At 37.2% G+C, this 23,796-nt stretch carries 49 protein-coding genes; 19 read left to right on the top strand and 30 right to left on the bottom strand.

Annotation, left to right across the window (positions count from 1 at the left end; genetic code table 11):
* Positions 1–175 precede the first annotated feature (175 nt).
* Together CVPH_RS10335 and cysS are read right to left on the bottom strand one after the other, a co-directional pair.
* Positions 176–394 (bottom strand): HAD family hydrolase, encoded by a 219-nt coding sequence (locus CVPH_RS10335; RefSeq protein ID WP_225879695.1) that lies wholly within the window; start codon positions 392–394, stop codon positions 176–178.
* Entirely contained in the window at positions 369–1,757 is a 1,389-nt protein-coding gene (gene cysS / locus CVPH_RS08485) for a cysteine--tRNA ligase (protein ID WP_201341308.1), read from the bottom strand. Before cysS ends, CVPH_RS10335 begins: the two co-directional genes overlap by 26 nt.
* A 131-nt stretch (positions 1,758–1,888) precedes the next feature.
* On the opposite strand from cysS, the gene CVPH_RS08480 reads away from it, so the two are divergent.
* From CVPH_RS08480 to CVPH_RS08465, 4 genes are all read left to right on the top strand, one after another.
* Entirely contained in the window at positions 1,889–2,488 is a 600-nt protein-coding gene (locus CVPH_RS08480) for a peroxiredoxin (protein ID WP_201341307.1), read from the top strand.
* Between the two features lie 76 nt (positions 2,489–2,564).
* Entirely contained in the window at positions 2,565–2,729 is a 165-nt protein-coding gene (locus tag CVPH_RS08475; RefSeq protein ID WP_201341306.1) for a rubredoxin, read from the top strand.
* 204 nt (positions 2,730–2,933) lie between these two features.
* A complete protein-coding gene (gene leuB, locus CVPH_RS08470; protein WP_201341305.1) occupies positions 2,934–4,004 on the top strand; it encodes a 3-isopropylmalate dehydrogenase in 1,071 nt (356 codons plus the stop codon).
* On the top strand, positions 4,001–4,240 hold the full coding sequence (locus CVPH_RS08465) for a glutaredoxin domain-containing protein (protein WP_201341304.1): 240 nt from the start codon (positions 4,001–4,003) through the stop codon (positions 4,238–4,240). The genes leuB and CVPH_RS08465 overlap by 4 nt, the downstream gene beginning before the upstream one ends.
* 17 nt (positions 4,241–4,257) lie before the next feature.
* Here the strand turns inward: CVPH_RS08465 and CVPH_RS08460 are convergent, their stop codons facing one another.
* The 25 genes from CVPH_RS08460 to CVPH_RS08350 form a co-directional block, all read right to left on the bottom strand.
* Positions 4,258–5,211: an MBL fold metallo-hydrolase gene (locus CVPH_RS08460; protein ID WP_201341303.1), complete on the bottom strand. Its 954-nt coding sequence runs from the start codon at positions 5,209–5,211 to the stop codon at positions 4,258–4,260.
* A 425-nt stretch (positions 5,212–5,636) separates the two neighbouring features.
* Entirely contained in the window at positions 5,637–5,924 is a 288-nt protein-coding gene (locus CVPH_RS08455; protein ID WP_225879694.1) for an MBL fold metallo-hydrolase, read from the bottom strand.
* A 132-nt stretch (positions 5,925–6,056) separates the two neighbouring features.
* Entirely contained in the window at positions 6,057–6,230 is a 174-nt protein-coding gene (locus CVPH_RS08450; RefSeq protein WP_201341301.1) for a hypothetical protein, read from the bottom strand.
* 128 nt (positions 6,231–6,358) lie between these two features.
* Positions 6,359–6,637 carry a phage late control D family tail protein gene (locus CVPH_RS08445; RefSeq protein WP_201341300.1) on the bottom strand — a complete coding sequence of 93 codons (279 nt, stop codon included), beginning with the start codon at positions 6,635–6,637 and terminating at the stop codon, positions 6,359–6,361.
* A gap of 43 nt (positions 6,638–6,680) precedes the next feature.
* Positions 6,681–7,004: a phage late control D family tail protein gene (locus tag CVPH_RS08440; RefSeq protein ID WP_201341299.1), complete on the bottom strand. Its 324-nt coding sequence runs from the start codon at positions 7,002–7,004 to the stop codon at positions 6,681–6,683.
* Complete coding sequence (locus CVPH_RS08435) at positions 7,001–7,156, bottom strand: hypothetical protein (RefSeq protein WP_201341298.1); 156 nt, start codon at positions 7,154–7,156, stop codon at positions 7,001–7,003. Before CVPH_RS08435 ends, CVPH_RS08440 begins: the two co-directional genes overlap by 4 nt.
* Before the next feature lie 114 nt (positions 7,157–7,270).
* Positions 7,271–7,540: a hypothetical protein gene (locus CVPH_RS08430; protein ID WP_201341297.1), complete on the bottom strand. Its 270-nt coding sequence runs from the start codon at positions 7,538–7,540 to the stop codon at positions 7,271–7,273.
* Positions 7,541–7,622: 82 nt separating this feature from the next.
* Complete coding sequence (locus CVPH_RS08425; protein ID WP_201341296.1) at positions 7,623–7,793, bottom strand: hypothetical protein; 171 nt, start codon at positions 7,791–7,793, stop codon at positions 7,623–7,625.
* A 374-nt stretch (positions 7,794–8,167) separates the two neighbouring features.
* Positions 8,168–8,401: a phage tail sheath protein gene (locus CVPH_RS08420; protein ID WP_201341295.1), complete on the bottom strand. Its 234-nt coding sequence runs from the start codon at positions 8,399–8,401 to the stop codon at positions 8,168–8,170.
* A 5-nt stretch (positions 8,402–8,406) separates the two neighbouring features.
* On the bottom strand, positions 8,407–8,985 hold the full coding sequence (locus CVPH_RS08415) for a phage tail sheath protein (protein WP_201341294.1): 579 nt from the start codon (positions 8,983–8,985) through the stop codon (positions 8,407–8,409).
* Between the two features lie 276 nt (positions 8,986–9,261).
* The gene (locus CVPH_RS08410) at positions 9,262–9,552 is read right to left on the bottom strand and encodes a hypothetical protein (protein ID WP_201341293.1); all 291 of its coding nucleotides are present in this window, start codon (positions 9,550–9,552) and stop codon (positions 9,262–9,264) included.
* Positions 9,553–9,675: 123 nt separating this feature from the next.
* The gene (locus CVPH_RS08405) at positions 9,676–10,545 is read right to left on the bottom strand and encodes a hypothetical protein (RefSeq protein WP_201341292.1); all 870 of its coding nucleotides are present in this window, start codon (positions 10,543–10,545) and stop codon (positions 9,676–9,678) included.
* 32 nt (positions 10,546–10,577) lie between these two features.
* A complete protein-coding gene (locus CVPH_RS08400) occupies positions 10,578–10,808 on the bottom strand; it encodes a hypothetical protein (RefSeq protein WP_201341291.1) in 231 nt (76 codons plus the stop codon).
* On the bottom strand, positions 10,805–11,041 hold the full coding sequence (locus CVPH_RS08395; protein WP_201341290.1) for a hypothetical protein: 237 nt from the start codon (positions 11,039–11,041) through the stop codon (positions 10,805–10,807). Before CVPH_RS08395 ends, CVPH_RS08400 begins: the two co-directional genes overlap by 4 nt.
* The gene (locus CVPH_RS08390; protein WP_201341289.1) at positions 11,031–11,489 is read right to left on the bottom strand and encodes a hypothetical protein; all 459 of its coding nucleotides are present in this window, start codon (positions 11,487–11,489) and stop codon (positions 11,031–11,033) included. Before CVPH_RS08390 ends, CVPH_RS08395 begins: the two co-directional genes overlap by 11 nt.
* Before the next feature lie 224 nt (positions 11,490–11,713).
* The gene (locus CVPH_RS10860) at positions 11,714–11,845 is read right to left on the bottom strand and encodes a hypothetical protein (protein WP_281064639.1); all 132 of its coding nucleotides are present in this window, start codon (positions 11,843–11,845) and stop codon (positions 11,714–11,716) included.
* Positions 11,845–13,386: a phage tail protein I gene (locus CVPH_RS08385; protein ID WP_201341288.1), complete on the bottom strand. Its 1,542-nt coding sequence runs from the start codon at positions 13,384–13,386 to the stop codon at positions 11,845–11,847. The genes CVPH_RS10860 and CVPH_RS08385 overlap by 1 nt, the downstream gene beginning before the upstream one ends.
* A gap of 45 nt (positions 13,387–13,431) precedes the next feature.
* Positions 13,432–14,112, bottom strand: a complete 681-nt coding sequence (locus tag CVPH_RS08380; protein WP_201341287.1) for a baseplate assembly protein — start codon at positions 14,110–14,112, stop codon at positions 13,432–13,434.
* Positions 14,096–14,284, bottom strand: a complete 189-nt coding sequence (locus CVPH_RS08375) for a hypothetical protein (protein ID WP_201341286.1) — start codon at positions 14,282–14,284, stop codon at positions 14,096–14,098. Before CVPH_RS08375 ends, CVPH_RS08380 begins: the two co-directional genes overlap by 17 nt.
* Before the next feature lie 17 nt (positions 14,285–14,301).
* Entirely contained in the window at positions 14,302–14,637 is a 336-nt protein-coding gene (locus CVPH_RS08370; protein WP_201341285.1) for a GPW/gp25 family protein, read from the bottom strand.
* Positions 14,638–14,919, bottom strand: coding sequence for a PAAR domain-containing protein (locus CVPH_RS08365; protein WP_201341284.1), 282 nt, complete (start codon positions 14,917–14,919; stop codon positions 14,638–14,640).
* A gap of 46 nt (positions 14,920–14,965) precedes the next feature.
* Positions 14,966–15,232 (bottom strand): phage baseplate assembly protein V, encoded by a 267-nt coding sequence (locus tag CVPH_RS08360; protein ID WP_201341283.1) that lies wholly within the window; start codon positions 15,230–15,232, stop codon positions 14,966–14,968.
* A gap of 55 nt (positions 15,233–15,287) precedes the next feature.
* Entirely contained in the window at positions 15,288–15,485 is a 198-nt protein-coding gene (locus CVPH_RS10330; protein WP_225879693.1) for a hypothetical protein, read from the bottom strand.
* Positions 15,457–15,636, bottom strand: a complete 180-nt coding sequence (locus CVPH_RS08355) for a phage virion morphogenesis family protein (protein ID WP_225879829.1) — start codon at positions 15,634–15,636, stop codon at positions 15,457–15,459. Before CVPH_RS08355 ends, CVPH_RS10330 begins: the two co-directional genes overlap by 29 nt.
* 132 nt (positions 15,637–15,768) lie before the next feature.
* Positions 15,769–16,014: a DUF1320 family protein gene (locus tag CVPH_RS08350; RefSeq protein WP_201341282.1), complete on the bottom strand. Its 246-nt coding sequence runs from the start codon at positions 16,012–16,014 to the stop codon at positions 15,769–15,771.
* A gap of 63 nt (positions 16,015–16,077) precedes the next feature.
* On the opposite strand from CVPH_RS08350, the gene CVPH_RS08345 reads away from it, so the two are divergent.
* The 4 genes from CVPH_RS08345 (at position 16,078) to CVPH_RS08330 (ending at position 17,302) form a co-directional block, all read left to right on the top strand.
* Positions 16,078–16,257 (top strand): putative phage head morphogenesis protein, encoded by a 180-nt coding sequence (locus CVPH_RS08345; protein WP_201341281.1) that lies wholly within the window; start codon positions 16,078–16,080, stop codon positions 16,255–16,257.
* Positions 16,258–16,263: 6 nt separating this feature from the next.
* On the top strand, positions 16,264–16,527 hold the full coding sequence (locus CVPH_RS08340; RefSeq protein WP_201342384.1) for a phage head morphogenesis protein: 264 nt from the start codon (positions 16,264–16,266) through the stop codon (positions 16,525–16,527).
* Positions 16,527–16,874, top strand: coding sequence for a hypothetical protein (locus tag CVPH_RS08335; RefSeq protein WP_201341280.1), 348 nt, complete (start codon positions 16,527–16,529; stop codon positions 16,872–16,874). The genes CVPH_RS08340 and CVPH_RS08335 overlap by 1 nt, the downstream gene beginning before the upstream one ends.
* A gap of 167 nt (positions 16,875–17,041) precedes the next feature.
* The gene (locus tag CVPH_RS08330) at positions 17,042–17,302 is read left to right on the top strand and encodes a hypothetical protein (RefSeq protein WP_201341279.1); all 261 of its coding nucleotides are present in this window, start codon (positions 17,042–17,044) and stop codon (positions 17,300–17,302) included.
* Positions 17,303–17,502: 200 nt separating this feature from the next.
* Here the strand turns inward: CVPH_RS08330 and CVPH_RS08325 are convergent, their stop codons facing one another.
* Positions 17,503–17,751, bottom strand: a complete 249-nt coding sequence (locus CVPH_RS08325; RefSeq protein WP_201341278.1) for an MBL fold metallo-hydrolase — start codon at positions 17,749–17,751, stop codon at positions 17,503–17,505.
* 1 nt (position 17,752) lies between these two features.
* Positions 17,753–18,424, bottom strand: a complete 672-nt coding sequence (locus CVPH_RS08320) for an ArsR/SmtB family transcription factor (protein ID WP_201341277.1) — start codon at positions 18,422–18,424, stop codon at positions 17,753–17,755.
* A gap of 50 nt (positions 18,425–18,474) precedes the next feature.
* Between CVPH_RS08320 and CVPH_RS10325 the strand changes: the two genes are divergently transcribed.
* From CVPH_RS10325 to CVPH_RS10855, 6 genes are all read left to right on the top strand, one after another.
* Entirely contained in the window at positions 18,475–18,855 is a 381-nt protein-coding gene (locus tag CVPH_RS10325; RefSeq protein ID WP_225879692.1) for an MFS transporter, read from the top strand.
* Positions 18,856–18,943: 88 nt separating this feature from the next.
* Complete coding sequence (locus tag CVPH_RS10320; protein ID WP_225879691.1) at positions 18,944–19,213, top strand: hypothetical protein; 270 nt, start codon at positions 18,944–18,946, stop codon at positions 19,211–19,213.
* Positions 19,214–19,370: 157 nt separating this feature from the next.
* Positions 19,371–19,625 (top strand): MFS transporter, encoded by a 255-nt coding sequence (locus CVPH_RS10315; RefSeq protein ID WP_225879690.1) that lies wholly within the window; start codon positions 19,371–19,373, stop codon positions 19,623–19,625.
* Positions 19,626–19,672: 47 nt separating this feature from the next.
* Complete coding sequence (gene nudE, locus CVPH_RS08310) at positions 19,673–20,218, top strand: ADP compounds hydrolase NudE (RefSeq protein WP_201341276.1); 546 nt, start codon at positions 19,673–19,675, stop codon at positions 20,216–20,218.
* Between the two features lie 24 nt (positions 20,219–20,242).
* Positions 20,243–20,416 carry a hypothetical protein gene (locus CVPH_RS08305; RefSeq protein WP_201341275.1) on the top strand — a complete coding sequence of 58 codons (174 nt, stop codon included), beginning with the start codon at positions 20,243–20,245 and terminating at the stop codon, positions 20,414–20,416.
* A gap of 314 nt (positions 20,417–20,730) precedes the next feature.
* Positions 20,731–20,853, top strand: a complete 123-nt coding sequence (locus CVPH_RS10855; protein ID WP_281064638.1) for a hypothetical protein — start codon at positions 20,731–20,733, stop codon at positions 20,851–20,853.
* 84 nt (positions 20,854–20,937) lie between these two features.
* Here the strand turns inward: CVPH_RS10855 and CVPH_RS08300 are convergent, their stop codons facing one another.
* Entirely contained in the window at positions 20,938–21,105 is a 168-nt protein-coding gene (locus CVPH_RS08300) for a hypothetical protein (RefSeq protein WP_201341274.1), read from the bottom strand.
* On the opposite strand from CVPH_RS08300, the gene CVPH_RS08295 reads away from it, so the two are divergent.
* From CVPH_RS08295 to CVPH_RS08275, 5 genes are all read left to right on the top strand, one after another.
* A complete protein-coding gene (locus CVPH_RS08295; RefSeq protein ID WP_201341273.1) occupies positions 21,099–21,503 on the top strand; it encodes a beta-ketoacyl-[acyl-carrier-protein] synthase family protein in 405 nt (134 codons plus the stop codon). The genes CVPH_RS08300 and CVPH_RS08295 overlap by 7 nt on opposite strands.
* Entirely contained in the window at positions 21,496–21,975 is a 480-nt protein-coding gene (locus CVPH_RS08290; RefSeq protein WP_201341272.1) for a hypothetical protein, read from the top strand. The genes CVPH_RS08295 and CVPH_RS08290 overlap by 8 nt, the downstream gene beginning before the upstream one ends.
* A gap of 334 nt (positions 21,976–22,309) precedes the next feature.
* Complete coding sequence (locus CVPH_RS08285) at positions 22,310–22,642, top strand: hypothetical protein (RefSeq protein WP_201341271.1); 333 nt, start codon at positions 22,310–22,312, stop codon at positions 22,640–22,642.
* Between the two features lie 255 nt (positions 22,643–22,897).
* Positions 22,898–23,194, top strand: coding sequence for a hypothetical protein (locus CVPH_RS08280; RefSeq protein WP_201341270.1), 297 nt, complete (start codon positions 22,898–22,900; stop codon positions 23,192–23,194).
* Positions 23,195–23,403: 209 nt separating this feature from the next.
* Positions 23,404–23,784, top strand: a complete 381-nt coding sequence (locus CVPH_RS08275) for a SpvB/TcaC N-terminal domain-containing protein (RefSeq protein WP_201341269.1) — start codon at positions 23,404–23,406, stop codon at positions 23,782–23,784.
* Positions 23,785–23,796 lie beyond the last annotated feature (12 nt).

The following is a 23,796-nucleotide window of genomic DNA, read 5'->3' as shown; positions in this document are numbered from 1 at the left end:
ATTAGTGATTCGCATTTTTTAATTGAATGGTTTTTCTATGGGCATTGGTGACTAAATAAATGCGTTTTTTGCGTTGTTTGGCTTATGCTAAAAAGTCTAGTACAAATGGGTGTATTTGGATTAAATGAGCCACGTCTTCCTTAAGTTTGGCAATGTCTAGTTTGAACACTTTTTGCTAATAATCCAAACAATACCAATGTAGTTTTTCCTCTTGCGCTCGAAGGATGGGATAGATTTTATCTTTTGATTGTTGGTGTGTCAGGTTGTGCTTATTGGCAAAGACTAAGGGCGTATATTCCATCCAAAAATGCAAATCAAAATTAAGCTCTAGCAGGGCACTATCCATGTCTATTAAAGACCAATCAATGTTATTTTCTACGCCAAGTTGTGCCATTGGCATTATCCTCTAGTACAATGCCAAGCTTGGCTAACTCGTCTCTAATTTGATCACTTAGCGCAAAATCTTTATTAGCTCTAGCCTCATTTCTGCCGGTAATTTTTGCAGCAACTTCGCTGTCCGATAAGGAAACACCTTGTTTTAAAAATTTATCCGCATCCATCTGTAAAATACCAATATAACCACCGAGTTTTTTGAGTAATTGCGCCAAGGCGTTGGCTCGGTCAACGTCCTTTTCACGTTGTGAATTGACTGTCTTTGCCAATTCAAATAAAATACTCAAAGCGATGGGCGTATTAAAGTCATCATCAAGTGCCTCGTTAAATCGTACTGAATAATCAAAACGCATGGATACTTCTTCAGTTGCCGCGTCAGAAGCATTTAAGCCACGAATGGCAGTGTACAAGCGGGATAGTGACGACTTGGCTTTATTAAGATTACTATCAGAAAAATTAAGTGGACTGCGGTAATGAGAACTCATGATGAAATAACGCAAGGTTTCGCCATCATAGCTTTCTAATACGCCACGAATGGTGAAAAAATTATTCAATGATTTGCTCATTTTTTCATCATCAATATTGACAAAACCTACGTGCATCCAAGTGTTAACAAAAGTGCAATTATTTGCACCTTCACTTTGGGCGATTTCGTTTTCATGATGTGGAAAAGCCAAATCCATACCACCACCATGAATGTCAAAGTAATTGCCTAGATGATGTGTGGACATGGCAGAACATTCAATATGCCAACCAGGGCGACCTTGCCCCCAAGGGGAGTCCCAGCTTGGTTCGCTGGGTTTGGACATTTTCCAAAGAACAAAATCCAGCGGGTCTTTTTTGGCACTTTCTATCTCAATTCGAGCACCTGCTTCAAGTTCACCAAGATTTTTTCTTGAGAGTTTTCCATAATTTTTAAAACGGCGCACTGAATAATACACATCGCCATTATGAACCTGATAAGCAAAGCCTTTTTCAATCAGCGACTTTATCATATAAAACATTTGATCCATCGCATCAGTTGCGCGTGGCTCAATATCAGGTGGTAATACGCCAAGCACACGCTCATCTTCGTGCATGGCGTTAATAAAACGATTAGTTAATGTATATATTTCTTCTTTATTCTCAACAGCACGTTTGATAATTTTGTCGTCAATGTCGGTAATATTACGCACATATTCAACATTTTGGAAATGCCGTCTAAGATGGCGAGTGATGATATCAAACATCACTAATACTCGCGCATGACCCATATGGCAATAATCATAAACCGTCATTCCACAAACGTATATGCCTACTTTATCGGCATTAATTGGGCAAAAAACTTCCTTTTGTTTACTTAGTGTGTTGTAAATTTTAAGCATAAGCGGTATTTTACGTGAGTATTTATCTGATTTTGTCCTGTCAATAATAAACCCTTGCTTTTTATAATGATTTATGAGAATAAGCAGTTGTATAATTAATGAGTTTTTTAATTATATATAGGAGAAAATGCATGAGCGTTTTAGTCACACAACAAGCCCCAGATTTTACGGCTGCTGCTGTTTTAGCAGATGGTAGGATTGTTGATAATTTTCAACTTTCTAGCCTTAAAGGTAAGAAAATTATGTTGTTCTTTTATCCATTAGATTTTACTTTTGTTTGTCCTTCAGAGATTCTAGCGCATCACCACAGAATGACGCAGTTTAACGACAAAGGTGTTGAAGTGGTTGGTGTTTCAGTAGATTCACAGTTTACGCATAATGCATGGCGTAACACTACGCCAGCAGAGGGTGGTTTGGGCGTTATTGCCTTCCCATTGGTGGCTGATACTGACCATTCCATTATGGAGGCTTATGGCATTGTGCATCCAACGGGTATTGCACTGCGCGCATCGTTCTTAATTGATGAGAATTTTGATGTACGTCATCAAGTGGTGAACGATTTACCACTGGGCAGAAATGTTGATGAAATGTTGCGTATGATTGATGCACTTGATTTTCACACTGAGCATGGTGAAGTTTGTCCTGCAGGTTGGAACAAGGGCGATGAAGGCATGAAAGAGACACCTGCAGGTGTGGCTGATTACTTGTCAAAACATGCCGATGAATTGTAATTAAATTTGATGTTGAATAAAAGGGAGTTTAGGCTCCCTTTTTTTATGGCTTATATAGGGAGAATTGGCAATGAAAATGAAAAAATATAGATGTATTGTGTGCGATTGGGTGTACGACGAATATTTAGGCGCACCCAAGGAAGGGATTGAGTCAGGTACAAAATGGGAAGATGTCTCTGAGGATTGGGTTTGTCCGGATTGTGGTGCTAGTAAGGCTGAGTTTGAAATGGTTGAAATTTAGCGAGACTTTTGCATAAATAGAAACAATCATAAAATACCACTTTTCACCCACTTGATAATTTTTTAAATCTAGCCTTAGCCATACCAGGGTAAGATTTAAGAAAATTACCAATTGAATAAAAATTGTCATTTTTCTAATCACTCCTTTTTATGCAAAGATTCCCTAGTAAAATAACCTTTTTAAAACTGATGTAAAGGAAGAAGTATGTCAAAAGTATTAATATTACCAGGCGATGGTATTGGCCAAGAAATTATAACGCAAGCACTTAAAGTGATTGACCGCTTGAATGCAGATTTTAATCTTGGCATGACGCTTGAACATGGCCTAGTTGGTGGTAGTGCTTATGATGAAACTGGCGCTCCTTTACCACAAGCTACACTGGATGCTGCACATCAATGTGATTCTATTTTATTAGGCGCTGTGGGCGGTTATCAGTGGGCGTCTTTAGAGTGTAATTTGCGACCAGAACGAGGCTTGTTAGGATTGCGTGCAGAAATGGATTTGTTTTCTAATTTACGTCCTGCGATTTTATACCCGCAACTTGTTAATGCTTCTACGTTAAAAGAAGAAGTGGTGTCAGGACTTGATTTGATGATTGTTCGTGAGTTGGTTGCGGGTATTTATTTTGGCAAGCCACGAGGTGTTGAAGTGCGTGATGGGCAAAAATATGGGTTTAACACAGCCACTTATTATGAGTCAGAAATTAGGCGTATTGGACACGCAGCCTTTAAAATTGCACAACTTCGTAACAAGCGTGTTTGCTCGGTAGATAAGGCAAATGTGTTAGAAGTATGTGAATTGTGGCGTGAAGTGATGACAGATGTGGCTAAAGATTATCCAGATGTTGAATTGACCCATATGTATGTGGATAATGCTGCGATGCAATTAGTCAGAGCGCCTAAGCAATTTGATGTGATGGTGACTTCAAATTTATTTGGTGATGTGCTGAGTGATTGTGCAGCAATGTTGACTGGCTCAATCGGTATGCTGCCATCAGCCTCGCTTAATCAAGATGGGTTTGGTATGTATGAGCCTATTCATGGTTCAGCGCCTGATATTGCGGGCAAAGATATTGCCAATCCTTTGGCGACTATTTTATCGGTTTCTATGATGTTGCGTTATTCGCTTAATCAGGTGGGCTTGGCTTGCAAAATTGAGGCAGCAGTTGATATTGTATTAGATAAAGGTTATCGCACGCAAGATATTGCAACAGAAGGTAACCTGATTGTTGGTACGAATGAAATGGGTGATTTGGTGGTAGAGGCATTAGCATGAATATTGTAATCTATTCAACCAACACTTGCCCGATTTGTGTCAAGACTAAGGCGCTATTAAACAAATGGAATTTACCATTTGAGCAAAAAATGATTGATGAAGATCGTGCACTTATGGCGGAGTTCTCAAAAGTGACTAACGGTGCTAGAATGGTGCCACAAATTGTCATTGATGATAAACATATCGGTGGATTCAGTGAATTAACTGAGTTGCATATGGATGGCTTTTTTAGCTAACCATCCATTTTGGCTATTTATAAATCTAGCGCCTCAATTTCAAGTAACATTTTGCCAATATGTTTGCCAAATTGCTCATTAAACCCATGCCAATTTTTATAAGCAGTTAACCGTTTAGTGGCGATAGGTTTAATTTCATAGCCAGCTAAGTCTTGCTCATAGCCATTTTTAGCTTCATCTTGGATGATGAGTAAATAATCTAAAAATGGCTTAACAGCATGGTTTGCATTACCTGATGAGCCATGGCCAGGTACGTAATAATCTAGACCTAAACCCGTTGCATACTGTAATACTTTGATATTATCATGCATACTGGAGCTGTTGTCGAAACGACCCATACGATTAACAAAACCATTGTCACCTAAGAATAAAGTTTTACTATTGACATGCTCAATCATAATATCTGTATTGGTATGTGCTTTGATGGTGGGGCTGTGAATTTTAAATTGTTCTGAGCCTAAGTTGATGACTTGTAAATGTTGGGTGGTATCAGTTGGATAGGTGGCAATTGTGTCTTTTGTTAGGCCATCAGTTAGAGTTACCATTAGATTGACCCAGTTATCGCCTTCGCCGTTTTTAGCCTCAATAACCATTTGAGGGTGGGCATAAATTTTGGCACTGGGGTATTTTTCAATAATAGCCTGATTGCCTAGCCAGTGGTCGCCATGAACGTGCGTATTAAAGACAGCAATAATAGGCTTTTTGGTGATTTTTTCAACTTCTTTAATCACTTTTTTACCCACACTATAAGCACTACCTGGGTCAACAATAATAACACCTTTTTTGCCAATAATAATGCCAGGGTTGTTCATAAATCCTTGGTTCTGTACACTTGGCTCACTAGATGGACCATGAATGATAAGCAGGTTATTGCTAAGCTTTTCAGGCGAAAATTCGCCCATGCCTTGAATGGTCCAAGCGTTTGACAAGGTTGATAAAGTTAAAGTAAATAAAAGATATATATTTTTCATGGTCATTTCCTAAAAAGATAAAATAGATTGTATTAACTAAGCACAACTTATATCCACCAAAAATGGGCATGAAAAAGAATAAAATCTATAAACAGTAACTTTCTTATATTACTAAGTTGTGCACTTTAGTTAATGTAGCAATTTCTAAAAAAGCCATTGTACCGTACTAAGCTTGGGTATTTTGTTGAATAATATTTTTCATATTATCAGGGAGTTAGTGGTAGGTTTGTTAATATAAACTGAACAAATTTATCCCTATTCATTTGATAATATAGGGTTAAAATTTTTTTCAAATTCTAATGTTGACACCGGCTTTGCAGACAGCCCTGTACTGTACAGACTACCAGCCTGAACGCTTAGGTATATCTCTACATGATCTGGCAGGGTTAATAATTTATTGTTAATGGAGCTATATAGCAGTCCAGCTATTTTTTTTCTTGACCACGTAAATCTGGTCTGCCAGCACTACCCACAAATAAAGTATGCCCAGAAATTAAAAACCAAGGCTCATTAGCTCGTCTTGTGTCAGATACGAGTAAACATATACTGTCCATTGTATGCCCAGGAGTGTGAATAACCTTGGTTGTTACATTTCCAGAAACAAGTAATTGCTCATCTTGTAATGCTTTAAATTCAAAATTAGGTTGAGATGATTCGTGCAACATAGTGTAAGCCGCGTTTGATTTTACAAAAGTTTTAAGTTTGTTTTGCAAAATTATTTTTAACTATCTTCCTTGTCTATCAAAAATTATCAACAAAACTACTTGTCTATCAAAAAAATAAAAAAATAAAAAAAATGATACATAAAATAAAGTAATTTTAATTTGTACTTAATCAATGATTAATCATTTCTTATTAAGCAATTTAATCGATGTTTTATAACCTTGTTCGTCAAGCACATGTGCGCAGCTTTCGCACTTAAAATCATTAAATCTAAAGCCAATCAATTGAATCTCAAACTCACTGGCTATTTTTGGATTGCCAACGGTTGTCAAACTACCGCTAATGCGTCCATGCATTAAGTCGTTATATTTAGTTGTCGCCTTGTCATTTGCCTCCTCTCGCGATGCAAAGATTGTTTTAAGCGAGTAGATGTTCTCACCTGAGCTAATTGTACTTATTTAGTCTCTCCAGTCTCGTTATCCCGTCACTTAGTAATAACTGCATCATATTTGGGTCTGTCAGTTTGACTAAAGTTCCAACGAGAGCAATCACCTTTACTTATGAAAATAGGCTTCAGTGCTTCACCGCTTACTTTTTTAAAATCATCTTTTGAATAGCCTAGCAAAGTAGAGCTGATAGACTTAAATTTTGCATCGTAATTGCCACTCAATCTAGTGAGCAAGTTTAAGTCAGTTTCGTTGTTTTGATTTAATTGATTAATGGGCATGTCTGTTAAGAATTCGCTAACTTTAGAATCTAGCACATTACGCTTGACGATAGTGTTGATTAAATCACTTAGTGTTGTGTTATTGTATGTTCGCGTGCGTGCGTGATTGATTTGAGTGACTTGTTAATCCTAGAGCCTTTTGCAATAATACTGATATGCCCGATGTAATCACCTCATCAACTTCAAAGCTACCTTTGTTGTACAGATCATCACCATAACCTAACCAGCACTCAATCTCAACGTCTGTGCGTGGGAGCACCACCTCGTTACCTCTATCGTCAATGACAATACTTAGTGTGTCATTTTTAATACCATCGTTAGACAGCGTCAATGATACAAATCTTGACCTAATAGCATCAGTAATGTCTTGATTGTCAGCTAGTAGTTTGAAATTCGGCTTCATAACGGTACACCTGCGTCTTTGTTTTGAGCTCGAAATTCATTAATAACCGCTGTCAATTGATAAGGTTTTAGTTGCTTGACTTCATCAACACACCACAGTCTTTGTGCTAAGTTATCGGCATGTGCCCAGCCTTTTTTTACATATAGCAACAAGTGGGAGCCACATAACCCATTCTTTGCACGCCCTCAGCTTGCAAGCGTGTTGAAATACCCGTTAATACACCCGTCATCATTATATGATTCATACTTTCTGTCGTCTACCACAATTTAGTCGCTATTGTAATCGCCAGTGGTCTTAACTTGTTTTTTAAAATTCTCAGCGACTGCCTTTGGTTTAATTTTTGGTATAACTGTTTTGGTTTTTTCAATGGTTTTAATCATATCCATGTTGCCATTTGCATCACGCTCAATTTCAAAATCGAGCGCTTCAGTAGACCTGCCCATTTGTCTTAAAATAGCGTTGAATGAAGTACCCGCCAAAGAGCCTTGAATGCCAGATGTATTGAGCTGACCTAATACAGTTGCTGTTCTGATCAAGTGCAACTTTATACTTAACAGTGCGCCCTTAGCACCCTAGCAAATGACTCACCCAACTGTCCAAAATCGCGTATTTGAAACTTCAGCTGCGTCTTATAATTAATAAGTCTCCAATTCGTGTTAATTTTTGTTTAGTATTACCCTCAATTGTGCTTGCCATATTATTAAACACAACACCCACCACTTTACCCACGCCTTCAGCTGAGCCGTTAGTCACTTTAGCTACTTTTTCAACAATCTCAGTGCCTATCATAGACGCTTGTGCACCTAACCCCCAGCCGAGTTAAGCGCATACTGAATATTCACCATTCTGGTTTCATTAGTCACAAGTGTGTCTGTGAATATTCACGAGCAAAATCTTTAGCTTTTGCAAAATTTGCCTCATCAACAACAGTTGACAATCTAATTGTTGCCTACTCATGACAACTTGATTCCTTTTTAGTTAAAAATACCTTTACTAAGGCCGTAATTGACCTTACACGTAACAACAGTATCCACCGCAGGTGTCGGGATGGCATAGTCATTATTAAAATAAACTTGACCTTGTGCAATTTTGTTGTCTATGAAACCTTGAATTGTCGCTGTTACATCTTCAAGGAATGGCTTAGTAATATTGCGGTCTAGTGCTCATTGAATACCAGCCTCTACCGCATCATCAATTGCATCACCATCACGCACCGCACTGATGAAGCGATTATTACTGTCAGTCACATCGCAAGTATCAGTACCAAGATAACGATACCCGCCGCTGTTCACAATTGTTCTGATTTGATTTTTATTGAGTAAATTATGCTCAGAATTAACACCACTAGTAGCATACTGAATCGGACGACTAGTACCACTAATACCTTTAATATTCATGTTGCTTAGGCTGTGAAATGTACTACGCTCAGCATCATTTTTAGTAAACAGACCCCCGCAATGCGAGCTAAGGCATAATCATTAGTTACTGTATCCCAAACTTTAACGCCAGGGTCAACAATTACTAAGCGTTTAGAACCGTAATGCGAGCGCGCTTGAATAGCATCAGTATTGTTAATATTCGTGCCATCAGCAATGACCATCGCACGCAGTCCATCTGCAACGCTTAGCACCTCAGCCATCACAGGATTAGCTTTTATTTTTTGGATAGTAGTAAAGCCTGGCGTAATTAACACTTTTGACTTCTCACCCACCACCGACTCAACACCTCGCAGCAACTGTACTTTTTCTGTCATTCGTGATGTCAGTTCATCGGCTGTACCACTGTGCTCAATACGAATAATTACCACATTCGCACCAATTTGGTCACGCACGTCATCTAATGCTTTTTGCAAAGTGCCTGCAGTGCCTAAAGCAGCATACGCCGCATTAGATGCAACACTAATTAACACAGGCGTGTCTAATGGGTATTTATCTGTTGCATCTGCTGCTGTTCCAATAATGCAGATTAAACTAATTGGCACATCTTTAATGGCTCTTGTATCATTTTAGTCTTGTTTAGACCTTATTCCATGATTGTATGGCATATTGCTCCTTTTATTATTAATTTTTTACAACTTAAAACTAGTAAACGCTTTATCAAATGATAAATCATCTATGTCTAATTCACCATCTGTAACTTGATTTTCCTTGCTAATGAAATTCTTTATTTGCTCGTCTTCCCATTTTGATAACTTAACTGCTACATTGTTTAAAATAAAGTTACTATTAAGCGCATAAAGCCTTATAGAGTTAATATCCTAAAATTTGTGCTTTTTAACTTCTTTTTCTGTTTCAGTTTTTAGTTGATTCGAGAAATCATTAAGTTTGTCGGTAATATTTTTATCTATTTCTGCTTGCGGTTGTGTCTTGGTTGCTTTAGTGACAATTAGTTTGTTATCATCAATTTTGTATTTGCTCGGATAAGCATCACCGACGGTATCGCCAACACTTACACCACCTGCCAATTTTGCCCAGAAAAAATCATCGGCAACTTCAAACTCGTCTGATATTTGAATTACTTTATTGTTGTTAATTAGAGCTTTTTTCATGATTAGTCTGCTAGTTTTGATATGTATGTATAGCCACCACCACCTGATGAATACGTTCCATTTGGAAAATCGTTGTGACCACCTTTTGTTCCACTAGGATCCACTATTAAAGTGACAGGGATTTCAACTAATAGTTGGGCAATATGTTTCCCCATTACTAGTAATTCCTGATGAACTACACCTATATCCATAACCAAACATAATTAATAGTGCAACATCCGTTGTTGATGTTGCTGACCTACCACCAGCACCTCCAGCTGATGCGCCAGAAATAGGATAATTAGAGCTCCGCCTTGAAGTGTAGCCACCTCCTCCTCCTGTTGCTGTTGCTGTTATATAAGAGCCTATTGATGAAGTGCCACCTGATGAACCTGAATATGATGGCGACCTTCCACCACTGCCTCCTCCACAGGGCATGAAATATTTTCCTGCCGATAAGGTTACTGTGTAAGTACCAGCTGTGTTCCAATAACAAGTTGGATTATTATTAGCATTAGCCTCCATACCGTCCAATTTGTTTTTTAACGAACCTGTAAAGTTACGCTCAGTTAGACCACCATCAGCCACTGAATATGTTGTATCAGTAAACTTAGCATTGACTGGTACATTTGTTAGCACTTGATTATCATCAACTTTGTTATTTAGTGCTGTTTGCAATCCAGAGATGCTTGGGATACCTAAAGCATTAAGCGTTGTTCTATTTGCTTTGATAAAATCAACCAGCTCTTGTATAGAATCAAGTGACACATCGCTAGAAGTGAGCAATGTGTTGATATTATCAATTAAACCTTTGAGTGCCTTGCCTTGCTTACTGCTCAACACTCTGTCTGTCGCCGTGCTTGTTAAGTTGTTATCAACCCCAGTTGTGTGTTGAACAGCAATATTTCTAATTGCACTTGACAATTGGTTGTTAGTGTTTGGTGTAGTACCTGCTTGCTCAATCACATCAGTTATTTCATTCGTTAATCTATTGATGTGTTCAGCAGTAAGCATATTGTCGTTTTTTTAAAATGTTTTAATCATAATTATCTGTAAATAAATATAACGCTATAGCGCTCTTTGTCCACTTTTTTCACGCCATGAATCGTGTTTAATTTTTCAAATTTATTACATTGTCCAGCCACATCTTGAATAAATACTTCTCGCTCGTTTTCATCAATAAAATCAAGACCTTGTCCGTTGTGTTCTGTTAAGCACAGCACCTCGCAACCAAGACCTGCGCCTGCATCAATGTACATTGGAATAAAACCATTCACACGATAATGATTAACAACCTTAGTGGAGATTGGTTCGGTGCAATGCTGATTAACGCATTGCACAACTCTTTACTCATGCAGTTATCAAACAGTGCGTGATAATCACCCATCTCACTATTTAAGGCAAAGTTCATTTCATGCTCAACCCAGCGTGCTTTATCTTGCGCTTTAACCAATGCAAGCAATGCGCTTGCTTCGTCTTTGCTAATCAATTGGTAAGCTTTAATGCTCATCTACAAACTCCTTAGCAATGGTTTTGTTCAGTATTACTACCAAATAAGTCTCGTCTTTTCTTACAGGCTTAATCTCATGCGGGTGTTCGGGATCAAACACTACGCAATCACCAATATTGAGTGTGTATTTTTTATCATTAATAATAAAGAGTTGATTAGTACGCAGTGCAATAGTAAGAAAGCTAGTAATTGATGACGTCAAATCATGCAGATGATTGTTATTGTCGGCTTGTTGCCAAGTGGTTTGTTTGTCCAGCAATCTACTTTTTAGTAGATGTAATATGTGTATTTGTAAGTAGTTATCAAACAGCACTCTAGGCAGTAATTCAGCGCAGGCTTTATTAAGGTTAGCATTAATATCTATCTTTGCGCAAATACTGATAATTAGACAAATTATCAACGCCCCATGCGCACCAGTTTTGCATTTATGGCCGTAAGATACTTTCATCTGCGTGAAGCCAACTGTAGTTAAGATAGTCTTTGCCCGCTTGTTAGTTAGCAATTCTTTAATAACCTTAATCGCGGCGCTTTTACCTGTCTTGGACCAATAATTTCATGAACGCCGCCTTCCGTCTGTTTGACAGTGATTTCATCTTGCTCTTATTTTGACATGTATTGATGATTAGGACTGTCTTTATAGGCTTGTTTGTATCTATCGTTAATTGATCATGTTTATGCAATAAACGTTTTGAATTGCTTATAATAATCGCTAACAGGCAATGTGTCATGCTCGTATGCATCAAGCATTCCACAAAATACTTTTGAGATTTTATTAAAGACAATGAATCTACGATTCTTTTCCATTAGCAAGTCTCCGTTCTAGTTTCGGTTCTATACTTAATTGCTGAACCATTGCCTGTTCCAATATGATAAGCAGACTGCCAAGAGAATGTAATTGTGTCGCCTGTGCACCAATTTGTAACCATCACTTTAGCAGCTCCTAAATTTGATGCACCACTGACTATCCAGTTGCGATTAACAGAGCCGGTAAAGTTAACAAAATTGGAATAATAAATTTTTGGTAATTTACTACCCTTGCTATTCTTATGCTCAACAAATGCTTTGGCTTTATAAGCCTTACTTGCACTGAGTTGCGTCCTGGTATTAGTAATAACATAATCCTTATCTGCAACTTCGGGGTGTAAAATAATGGTATTCGTTGTGTGTTTGTCAAAATTATCAGAATGGTCTGCAAGTACAAGTACAAGTACAACGCCGACATTATCTGTGCTATTTGCAGCAATGTTTGATACAACGCCAAAATCAACGCCTGCTACCGTGTTAGCGGTGATGCTTAATACTAATTGATTTAGATTATTGAGCGCTTGATCAACTTGAAGCTTGTAAGTATCAAGTTCTGGGTGTGTAACTGCACCCAGTTGTTTAGCGGTGACTTTGTGTGGATTATTTTTATCGTTCTTGTGGTCATCCACGCCATGACCGTTGGTATCATTAATATACGTGTGAAGTTCAGCATGAGCAAAGTCATTAATTGTAAAACTCACATTACTAGCATCAACACCGCTAAGCTCTAAAACAATGGTAATTTTAAAAATAGTGTTAGCGACTTTTTCGCCTGCTACTTGTGTTACAGATGACCAAAGGCATAACAGCGTGTCATCATCTAAGCAGATGGCAATTTCACGAATACTAAATTCTTGGCTACCTGATAATTGGTTAATTAATGTAATTTTATTGTCTTTAGCGATTGCAGAACTAGGTGCTAGTTTAATTTGTTCAGATTGCAAAGAAATAGTGTTTACGCTCGGCGTGTATCCTGTATTGCCAAAGCCAACTTTGGCAATTCCTTCAAGCATTAAATGCGTCTCAAAATAACCTGCTGCAATAAGTGCTAATTCCGCATCTACAGATTGTGAGATTGAAACCGCTGCATGTACATGCAGCGGTTTAGCGTTGTCAATTACTGCTAAGACTTCTTTAGTTGCCGATGCAGAAGTGTTAACTGATAAAACAACTTCTACAGTGTTTGGAGCGCCTGAGCCTGTCGCAAGCACAGCAGGCAAGGCCTGCGGTAGAGCAGAGTCTACAAACCATTCGATAATTTGATAGTCTTGGGTGATTTGCTCAATTGCAGTTCTTACAGCGTATAGTGTGCCTTTGTGGCGGTGAATTTCAACGCTTGCTTTAATAGTTGCACGCTTCTTTGCTTCACCCCAATTACTACTCCAATAATCAACACTAAGTTCTTGCGCCAATAAATCCAGCAAAAACACATCAATTAAACCAGGGTTTTTATTATGTTTTATATTAATGGACAACGCACTTAATCGAGCATCAATATTGAGCTCAAGTGCAGTTGCATTTGGTGGTAATAAACTATCCATATGCGACATTATCGCTACAGATATGGTTAGTTAAAAGGGGTGGTTTTAAGAAATACTTATTGCTGTATTATTTGCAAATTGAGTATTATTTACAGATACATTAGAAGCAGGCAATATTAATTCAATACCTTCAACACCTGGTTGTTGCAATGCTGTATAAATACCCGACAAATGGGTATTTTTGCCGATTTTAAACCTTAAAGCAACGTACTCATCAACAGCTTTGATAGCAGCACCAAGTGATAGTGCAGACTCAGGCGTGTTATTAAGCGCTAATGTTGCTTGTATTTGATAATCAACTGCAGTAGCACTTTCAACAATGAGCTGTGTTGCCATAGGTCTAATTTTTTCATCATTTAATGCGCCTCTTACTTTATCTAACAAAGTCTCGCTTGCCTGACTTGTGGCACTCATCACTTTAATGTCAACTACGCCGTTGCTTGTGCTTGTGCCTGATACAACGATGTCATGCACACCGACAACACCCAACCCATGATATTCATAACCAAGTTTTGGGCCTGCGGTTGAGAATGGCTCAAGCACTAATAAACCTCGCCTACGATAATTATCATCAGCCTCCATCACTGCTTCTACTGGCGGTGTGTCACTAACTGGTGTAATAGTTAAACGCTTAACGCCAAATAGTAGCAGTAAATTATCCAAATCAGAACCTGTTGCTGTTGAAACCATAGTGGCTTTAATGCTGTCATTAATTCTTTGACGCAAATAAAGCTCGCGATACGCAAAAATTTTCAAGCATTTTGGCGATTGTCTCAGACTCAATATTAAGCACATCGGCAAGATTAGCATCACGACTAATCAGCCAGTCTTTTTGAGCTTGCAAAATAACTTCAAATGATAATGTCTCTACTGATTGTGCTTTTGTTAGCTTTGTCATTCTTACTCCTTCTTATATTAAGCAACAAATACTGAATTAAGCTTAATCTCTTCGCCAGTTTCCAAATATTTACCTATAATTTCTAATTGAATTTTCTCACCTGTTTGCAACATATTAACGCTTGTAAGTCTAAATACATCAGATAATACTGACAACGCAGAATTCACCTCAGTCACAATCTCAACACCAAAATCCTCATCAATATTACGGTCTAAAAAATCAATCAAATTAGAACTATATTCTGCGCGCATGGTGCGGGTAGTTTTTGATGTCGTCAAAATATCAGCAATCTGCTGCTCAAGCCAATCAACACCCGCTATTGTTTGCCCTGTTTGTCGATTAAGCCTCTGCATTTAACCTCCTACTGTAACAGTGTTTGAACCTTGCGCGAGCGTTCCGCCACAGCTCACACCACCACCACGAGCCAATGGCTTTCCGTTAACCGTAACACTGGATGAACCTACTGCCTGAGAACCACCGTGTGTCTCAGGTATTGCTGAACAAGTATGAGATGCATACCCATCATCGACCCTGAGCACCTTGATGCTATTGACAGTAACATTATTTGAACCAGCAACACTTGGGCAACTGTGTCCAGTACAATTATCATCCAGTCTGCCTACTGCAGCAGTCATCAGTCGTTCACTCCCACATGCGGTGCGTTGATTGTAATATCAGTATCTAAACTAATAACCATATTGCCCGTTGCGTGTATGTTGAGTGCGCCAACACAATCGCTTGATCACCAACCTGTGGGGGTGTCCAAGTATGTGTATTGCCCGCAAGTGTCTCAGTCCATGGCAACCAGTCGCTGACAAAATCAGTGTCAAATTCAACCCTGGCTTTTACATTTGCAAAATCAATTTCAGTAATAATGCTAACTTGTGCTAAATTACGTACTTGATTTGCTAAGGCTTGTATGTCTTTTCTTTGTTTTAAATCATCCATTACAACACCTTGTAATCATCAATATACATATGTCCAGTATTTGGCTCACGACTAACTAGCACTTGCTCAGGTGCAATGCTATCATCAACAGGTGTGAGTACTTTAAATCATGCTGCCAACGAATCACCCAAGCACTCAAGTTGCCTTTTTCCAATTGTCTGGTTAAAATTTGCTCAAAAGACAGCTGACGAATTGGCAAAGCTTTTAGACTTAACGACGAGCCATTAAGCACTGCTAATGTGTTGCTTAGCAATTACTTTTCCGCTTTGCCAGTTTTCGCCCTTAGGTGAGATTGAGTCTCTAAATCTTTGTGTGGTCTCAGATACTAAATAATCACCGACTTCACTCAGCACTGGTCTGAGATTATCAGGCAAATGTGCAAGCGTATTTAGTTTTGTCTGTATTGACTTTAAATCGCCTTGGTTAAGCCCAATATGTATGCCAGCCGATTAGTTAACCCTCAATGTCAACTTTTTGTACCTGCGGCAAAACCAATGCCTACTATTGCGTTGATTTACACCATTAGCTTGCCAGTATCACTTTGCCGCTACTGACACTTTTGAGCCAAACACGGGCAACTGATAACGAGCGTTTAAATAACTGTTAATCTCACTATAAGCATCTTTTAAATGCACATTAATCAACGCTACTACATCAACAGCCGCCGCTTGGTCTGAATTATCAAACTCAAAAACATCAGCAAACTTAGCCACTGCCAACAGACATGCACTGTTCAGATTATTATCATCAGACCTATCTAACGCATCAACGTATTTAGTCATCCTTGTCTTGGGCTGAAGCAATGCATTTAACCACCCTTAATCAACTTATTAAGGGTCGTAAAGATGTTTGAAGTAATTTATGGTGGGTTGGTATATAAAGAAGCAATTGAGTTTCTGCGCAAAAAAGCTAGCGTATCAACGAAACACTGGGACGAGTTGCTTGGTGCGTCACATATTAAAGCATTCACTGTTTCGGGCGCTCTCAAGCAAGACTTGCTGAATGATTTACGCACTGCAGTGTAAGCGGCAATTGATAACGGCACAACAATTACCGAGTTTCGAAAAGATTTTGACAAATTGGTTAAAAAGCACGGCTGGAACTACAAAGGTAAACGCGGTTGGCGCACTTGTGTTATTTACGACACTAATTTACGCACCGCCCACGCCGCAGGTAAGTGGCACAAAATTCAAGAAACAAAAAAAGACAGGCCATATCTGCAGTATGTAACTGTTGACGATGAACGCGCACGCGAGCAACATCAAGAATGGGATGGTACACAGCCTCAAGGCTGATGATAAATTTTAGGATACACACTATCCACCGAACGGCTGGGGGTCGTTGCACCGTACGCACACTCAACAAATCACAAGCCAAAAAATCAGGCATCAGTAAACATCCAAAAATTGAAAAAACCGAACGCATCAACACGCAAACTGGTGAAGTCTACGGCAAAGTGCCAGTGGGCATTGACACTGGCTGGGATTACAATGTTGGCAAAGATTTTTTTGTTTTAAATAATTTTTCAGCAAGAGACGTTAAAAATCAACCATCGGAACATCTTAAAAACATGACTGATAAAGAATATAAGAAATATTTAAAAGATGTAGAGTTTGAAGATTCTATGCTTACTGAATGGTAGTATTTGAATAAATTCTATTAAGACGGGTGAATGACTGTTGCTGAAACAACAATCAAACGCCAAAACCGTATAATCACTCTTATGCAATTATGACCAAGACCCGCCCCTGCGATCACAGAGGTGTGTCATTATATAGGAGTAAAGATAATGCATAAACCAATCATCCTATGGATAGGAGGAAAGCGTCGACTGATATTCATCGTTCTGTTCGGTTTTTTTATTTGCAAAAGCACTTATTTGGTGACAGAATAGAAGGTCATAAGTTTGCACGGACAATTAAAGGTAAGATGATTATCATGTTGAATGATTGCAAAGAAATGAGGGACATATTTTCTGAATTCAATATTAGTACTACTGAACTGAAATATACACCTAGTAGAAAAAAAGAAGGTAAGAAATTTGTAGAATTGATAATTACCAATTACTAAAGTAATAAAATTAGCGATTAATTGATGTTTAATAGATATTTATTAATTAATTAACTGCTACTTTTTTTATACAAAAAAGTATCGAAACTAACAATTATTTTTCAAAACAAACTTAAAACTTGATTGTTTCTAATCTCTGAAAGTCTTTACACTTAAAAGGATTTACTCAAATTTTAAGTTTCTCTACTTTTCAAAACTACCTATATCCCACACTTATAGGCGCCACCACATTTATTTGCTAATTCACGACCACCTGAGACATGGTCAGCGTGAATATGCGTGTCAATAACAGTGTTAATCTCAACTTCCTTAATTTTAGCTTGCTCAATAAACCAGTCCACACCTTCTTGGTGAACATCAACTGCAATGGCTTTTCCTTTTCCACCACATTCATATAAATATGCAAGTGAAGAGGCGTCGCTTGGAATCTGTCTTTGAATTAAAAACATTTTATTCTCCTTGTATTAAATTTTGTTGTACCGGATGACCAGCAGCTTTCCATTCTGGAAAACCATATTCTAAACGTTTCGCTCTAAAGCCTTGGTCTCTCAATGCTTTGATTGCATCATAAGCATATAAGCAATATGGTCCTCTACAGTACGCTATAATCTCTTTATTTTTTTTAAGGTTGTTAATTCGCTCATTTATTTCATCAGGAAGAATGTTAATTGCATTGGGTAAATGACCAGAATTAAATTCTTCTTTTGGGCGTATATCCAAAATAGTTACTTCATTACACTTTGATCTTTCGAGCAATTCTTGTGCATCAATAGCCTCTAACGTATCTTTTTTATTTAAATAACTTTGCATTAAGCGCTCAACTTCAGTCAAATGGATTTCAGCTGTATTACGAAAACTGGAGATTAGGTTGGTAATATCATTTCCAGTTAACTTATAAAATCGTTTTTCCCCCACGTGACGTACAGTGACTAAGGCGGCTTGTTTTAGCACTTGTAGATGGTGAGAAGTATTGGCAACACTTAAACTTACTAATTGGCTTAGTTCGTCAACACTACGTTCTGCTTGTGATAAGTATTCTAATATTTCTAATCGTTGTGGCGATGTTAAGCTTTGAGCAATGAGTGCTAGTTGTTCATTTAATAAGTGTTTTATTGAAGGCATTATGTATTTTTATTCATATATTCATTTGAATGATTGAATTATTGCATACAATGCAAGTATTTCTAGTTGGCTTGACAATTGGTATGACAAGAACTGTTATACCAGGTTTGGCAGATACAGAATTTGGCTTAGGAAGTCAACAGTTCTTACTACTTACTTTGTTTGTGGTTGTTTTTGGTGTCGTTAAAGCTATTATGAATTTACTTGCAGGAAGATTGAGAGATATTTATGGGCGTAAACGAGTATTGGTTACTGGCTGGATTATTGCCATTCCTATTCCATTTATGATTTTATATGCGCCAAGTTGGAATTGGATTGTAGCAGCAACTTTATTATTAGGTGTAAACCAAGGCCTGTGTTGGTCGATGACCATTAACAGCAAGCTAGGACCTGGCACGACTAAATCAAAAAGGATTAGTAAATGGTATTAATGAGTTTTTTGGTTATGCAGCTGTTGCAATTGTTGCTTATATTGTTGACTTTCTAGGCGCAAGACAAGGTTTGTTCATTTTTGGCGTAGTGGTTATTTTTCTAGGGCTAGTTTCCTCTATATTTTCGATTAAAGAAACCATGCCGTGGGCGAAGTTACATCAAGTTGGTGTAGCTCCTATTACGCATCAAAGTCTTCGTAAGTTGTTTATTCAAGCAAGTTGGCATGTGTTGTCTTTGAATCAGGCAGGATTGATTGAGAAGTTTACAGATGTTATGGTTTGGATATTTCTACCTGTGTTCTTTTTATCAAAGAATTTAACTTTTAATAGAAGGGAATGTGATTGTGTCTATGTATAGCGTTGTATGGGGAGGGTCTCAGTTGATTATGGGGCCTTTATCTGACAAAGTTGGACACAAAGTGTTAGTGTTAGTGGTATGTGGTTATGCGGGCTTGGTTTGTTAAGCATTCCATATACGAATAATGTATTTTTTATGGACATTGGAAGCTGGAGTAATGGGCATAGGCATGGCTATGTTATATCCAACATTGGGCGCTGCTGTTGCTGATTTTGCACCGGTAGAAACCACCGGGAACGCTACTGGTATTTATCGATTTTGGCGTGATTTTGGCTATGCTGTGGCAGTATTAACACTAGGCATGGTTGCACAAATGACCCAAGCATTAACAGCACCATTTTTATTAGCATCTGTTGCTATGATTGTGTCTGGGCTGTATGTTTTAATAAGGCTGCCAAATCGTAAAAACTAGCTTTATATTTGGCTGTTATTGTATCAATCAATGGCATAATACCAACCATGCGTAAGAGACCCACAGTATTAAATATTAAAACCATTGCCACAACGCGTTTTTTCAATATTGAGGAAATGGATATTGAGTTTTCAAATGGTTCAAAGAGAGTATACGAGCGTTTAAAACCACCAGGCAACGGTGCAGTATTAGTCATACCGATGTTAGATACTGAAACTGTGTTAATGGTTTATGAGTATTCTGGCGGTACAGATCGATATGAACTTGCATTAACCAAGGGAAAGATTGATGATGGCGAAACACCTATTGAAGCCGCTAATAGAGAGTTAATTGAGGAAATTGGTTATGGTGCTAACAAATTAACTTTCATCAAAGAAATGACCATTGCACCTGGCTATCAATCTAGTATTACCTACATTGTACTAGCGCAAGATTTGTATAAAGCGAGTGCACAAGGCGATGAACCGGAGCCATTAGAGGTAGCAGCATTTAAGATGGCTGATTTAGAAAACTTGGTTTACAATGAGGATTTAACGGAAGCCAGAAGCATTGCAGCCTTATACATGGCAAGAGATGTGGTCAACAGCCAGTAACACTACGCCAATTAAACACAACTTATGAAATCTACAAAACAACATTTGTTCACTTTAAAAACTCAACAGCCAGAGTTTCGTTGTCTTGTTGCTATTTTTAGCATTGATTATTCCAAAGTTTATCATAGGCATATCAAAGAAGTTAACCACATGTTGGATCGTTCTGAAAGGAAAAAACTGGAAGAAAACTTGTTTTAAAAAGATGCGGTAAGAGTGACAGGGTGGTTTTGTTATTGTTAATTGTGGAAAGAACAACATTAAAAATTTCTTTGAAAAGTACCATTATAAAATTATGGAACTTATGATTTGCCACCATTTCAAAAATTATTTACTATTTTTGTAGAGGAAATTAAACTTCACAGAATCTATTTGGGTTTAAATTTAAAAGCATTTGCCAACACTTAAAAAGGTGTTGTCTGAATTTTTAGGCTGTGTAAAATCTCGATATTTTTATGCATGATAAAGGTTTAAAATAAGTGCTTAATTTTGTGGTTTCTAGCCAAGGATAAAATTTGAATAGAGTTGCTATTACAGGAACGGGTATTGATAACAATATGGAGTCTGTTCTATCATCTTTAAAAAATCAAAAATCAAAAATCAAAAATCAAAAATCAAAAATAAAAAATCAAAAATAAAAAATCTGGAATTATCTTTTCAGATGAACTAAAAGGACTGAACCTGTGCTCGTAAGTCATTGGTAATATTGATATTGATGCTACTCAATATCTAACACGCAAACAATTGCGTTTTTTATCACCTATTGCTTCTTTTTGTGTCATTGCCATGCGATAGGCTGTTGAAATGTCAGGTTTAAATGAAGCTGACATATCCAATAAAAATACAGGGCCTATCGTTGGCTCAGGCAGTGCTTTAAATGATAATGTCATTAATGCCTATGAAACGCTCAAGCAAAAAAGGTATTAAAGGCATTGACTCGTTCTGTATTTTGAAAACTATGAGTTCAACTCCCAGTGCTAATTTAGCAAGCCTATTTAAAATCAAAGCCATTCAATCGGTTTTTGACAATGCTATCCCGCTACTGAGTTCCACAAAATCACTCACAGGACATTCAATTGGCGCCAGTGGCGTACACGAACTTATTCACTGTCTATTGATGATACAAAATAGTTTTGTATTTGGCAATCATGAATACGAACTAAATGATGAGTTTAATGATGTGCCTATTCTAAAACACAATCAAGATATGGAAATTAATACTGTGATTAGCAATAGTTTTGGCTTTGGCGGCACTAATGCGTCTTTGATTTTTAAAAAGTATGATTAATTATATATTAACCATATTTGCAGGGCTTATAACACCTTTTGCCTTTGCACCCTTTAACTACGTTCCAACTATTTTTATTGGACATATTATTTTGTTTCTGCTGATATTTAATAGCAAAAGCTTTAAACATGCTTTTAAATTAGGGCTTGTATTTGGTTTGTCTGAATATCTGCTTGGATTTTATTGGATGTTCTCTATTGTAGAGGGTTATGACATTAACTACCAAATCGTAATGTCTATTATCATCTTGGGCATTATCACAATAATTGTTTTCCTTTTAGGACTATCGTCATACATTATTAAAAGATTCTTTAGTAATAGCATTTTTTATTATGCCTTGTTTTCTTCATCTATCTTTACACTTTACGAATGGGTAAAGTCGTGGCTATTTACTGGCTTTCCTTGGTATGCAAGTAGCGACTCTTTGGATATTTTTGATTTGTACAGCTGTTGCCAATTATTGGATATTTAGGCTTGTGTTTTATGTTTTTATAGGCATCATTTCTTACCTAATTTAAAACCCTAAAAACAACACACCCTATTTGGCACTTTTATCGTGTTTACTACTACTTATTTTTGCAATATCTCAACTGGACAACAGACATAGAAAAAACAGATGTCAGGATAATCACAGGTGATTTTGATCTTAATCAAAAAAAACAATCGTTACGAAGTGATTAGTCAGTTTAATAAATACAAAGCTTTAAGCAACACACAGCCAACTATTATTTGGCCTGAGTCCAGCTATTAGTATTGATTATTAAGGTATTGAAAAGCATATTGGTGTCAATGACTTAAATACTAATGTGTTTTCAGGGGTTTACTATCAAGAGAAAGACAGCAGTAAAAATACAATTTTTAGTTTTTTAAATAATAAGCCCGCTTACTATAAAGAACACCTTATACCCTTTGGGGAGTATACACCTTGGTGGTTCAATCTACTTAGGTCGCTGTTGCCAGATTTTAATATGGACAACTTAGTTGTTAGTAGTAACGAGGATATTTTTACCATTAACAACATCAAAGTATTTGGTTCTATTTGCTTTGAAATTCTATTCTCAACTGAAATTATAGATAGGTCAAAAGAAGCCAATATACACTATACATTAGTGATTGAAGTTGGTTTGATAATGCCATAGCAATAGCTTATCTGCTTAATGTAGCTAGAATGCAAGCTATTGAAACCTCTAAGCCGATTATTTATAACGTCAATAAAGGTAATTCTGCGTTTATTGACCACAGAGGTAATATTTTAAAATAGCAAACTAATCAAGGCACTTACCTCATTAATCAACCCATCATTCCACAACAAGGAACGACTTTTTACACAAAGTACAAAAATAATCCATTATTGGGTGCAATAACGATTTTATTTAGCATATTTGCCTTTCGTCGTGGAAAAAAGAACAAAATTATTGAGTAGCATCGCCCTTATACTAACCGTATCTAGTATTGTTATTCTAACAAACACGAGTAATAATACTGATGATATAAGCAGACAAGATTTATCAAATACTAGAACCAACTTACAAAAACTAAATGCTTCTGTGAATGAATATCAAGATGTTAGTGGAAAAACCATTATCAAAGGCGCAATCCCAAAAACCCTTAAAAATGTAGAAGAAGAAATCAAAACGATTAATACAGGTTTAGACAAAGATTTAAAAGGCTTGGAGGCGCAAAAAGCATAAGTTATTGCACAAACCTCAGATGTAGATAATTTAAAAAAAGCTGAGGCAATTTTAAAACTTGCAGCCCAGGCTGGCGCTGATAATAAAGCCATAGAAAAATCTTTTAATACCGTACTCAATGCACCAATTGCCAGCAAACCCTCTTTAAAAATAGAAAAAGAACTCAATGCAGTCTTTAGGCATACTAGATGATAATACGGAGTCAAACAATGCTAAAAACTAACAAGATATTTGCCCTACTTATTGCAATCACAAGTTTTTCTTTTTATGCAAACTTAGAGGGCGAAGCCAAGGTAAATAATGGTTATTTATCATACGCTACGCCTTTGGCACTGCCTCAAGGCATTAATAAATTATCCCCAAATTTAAGTATTAATTATGTGCAAGGCTCTGGTAGCTCCCCACTGAGTTTGGGTTTTAAGCTCTCTGGTCTATCCTCCATTAGTCGTTGCGCAAAGACCAAAAAAATAGATGGCATACAACATGGCGTTTTATTAAATGAAGAAGACGCTTATTGTTTGAATGGCATAAGGCTTATAAAAGTAAGCGGCTATGAATATAAATTAGTCAATAATTCCAACATTAAATAATAACGCTTGGCT

It is taken from the genome of Abyssogena phaseoliformis symbiont OG214, from assembly GCF_016592595.1.
In the GTDB taxonomy this organism is placed as follows: Bacteria; Pseudomonadota; Gammaproteobacteria; order PS1; family Pseudothioglobaceae; genus Ruthia.
This window is presented reverse-complemented; position numbering and strand designations above follow the sequence as displayed.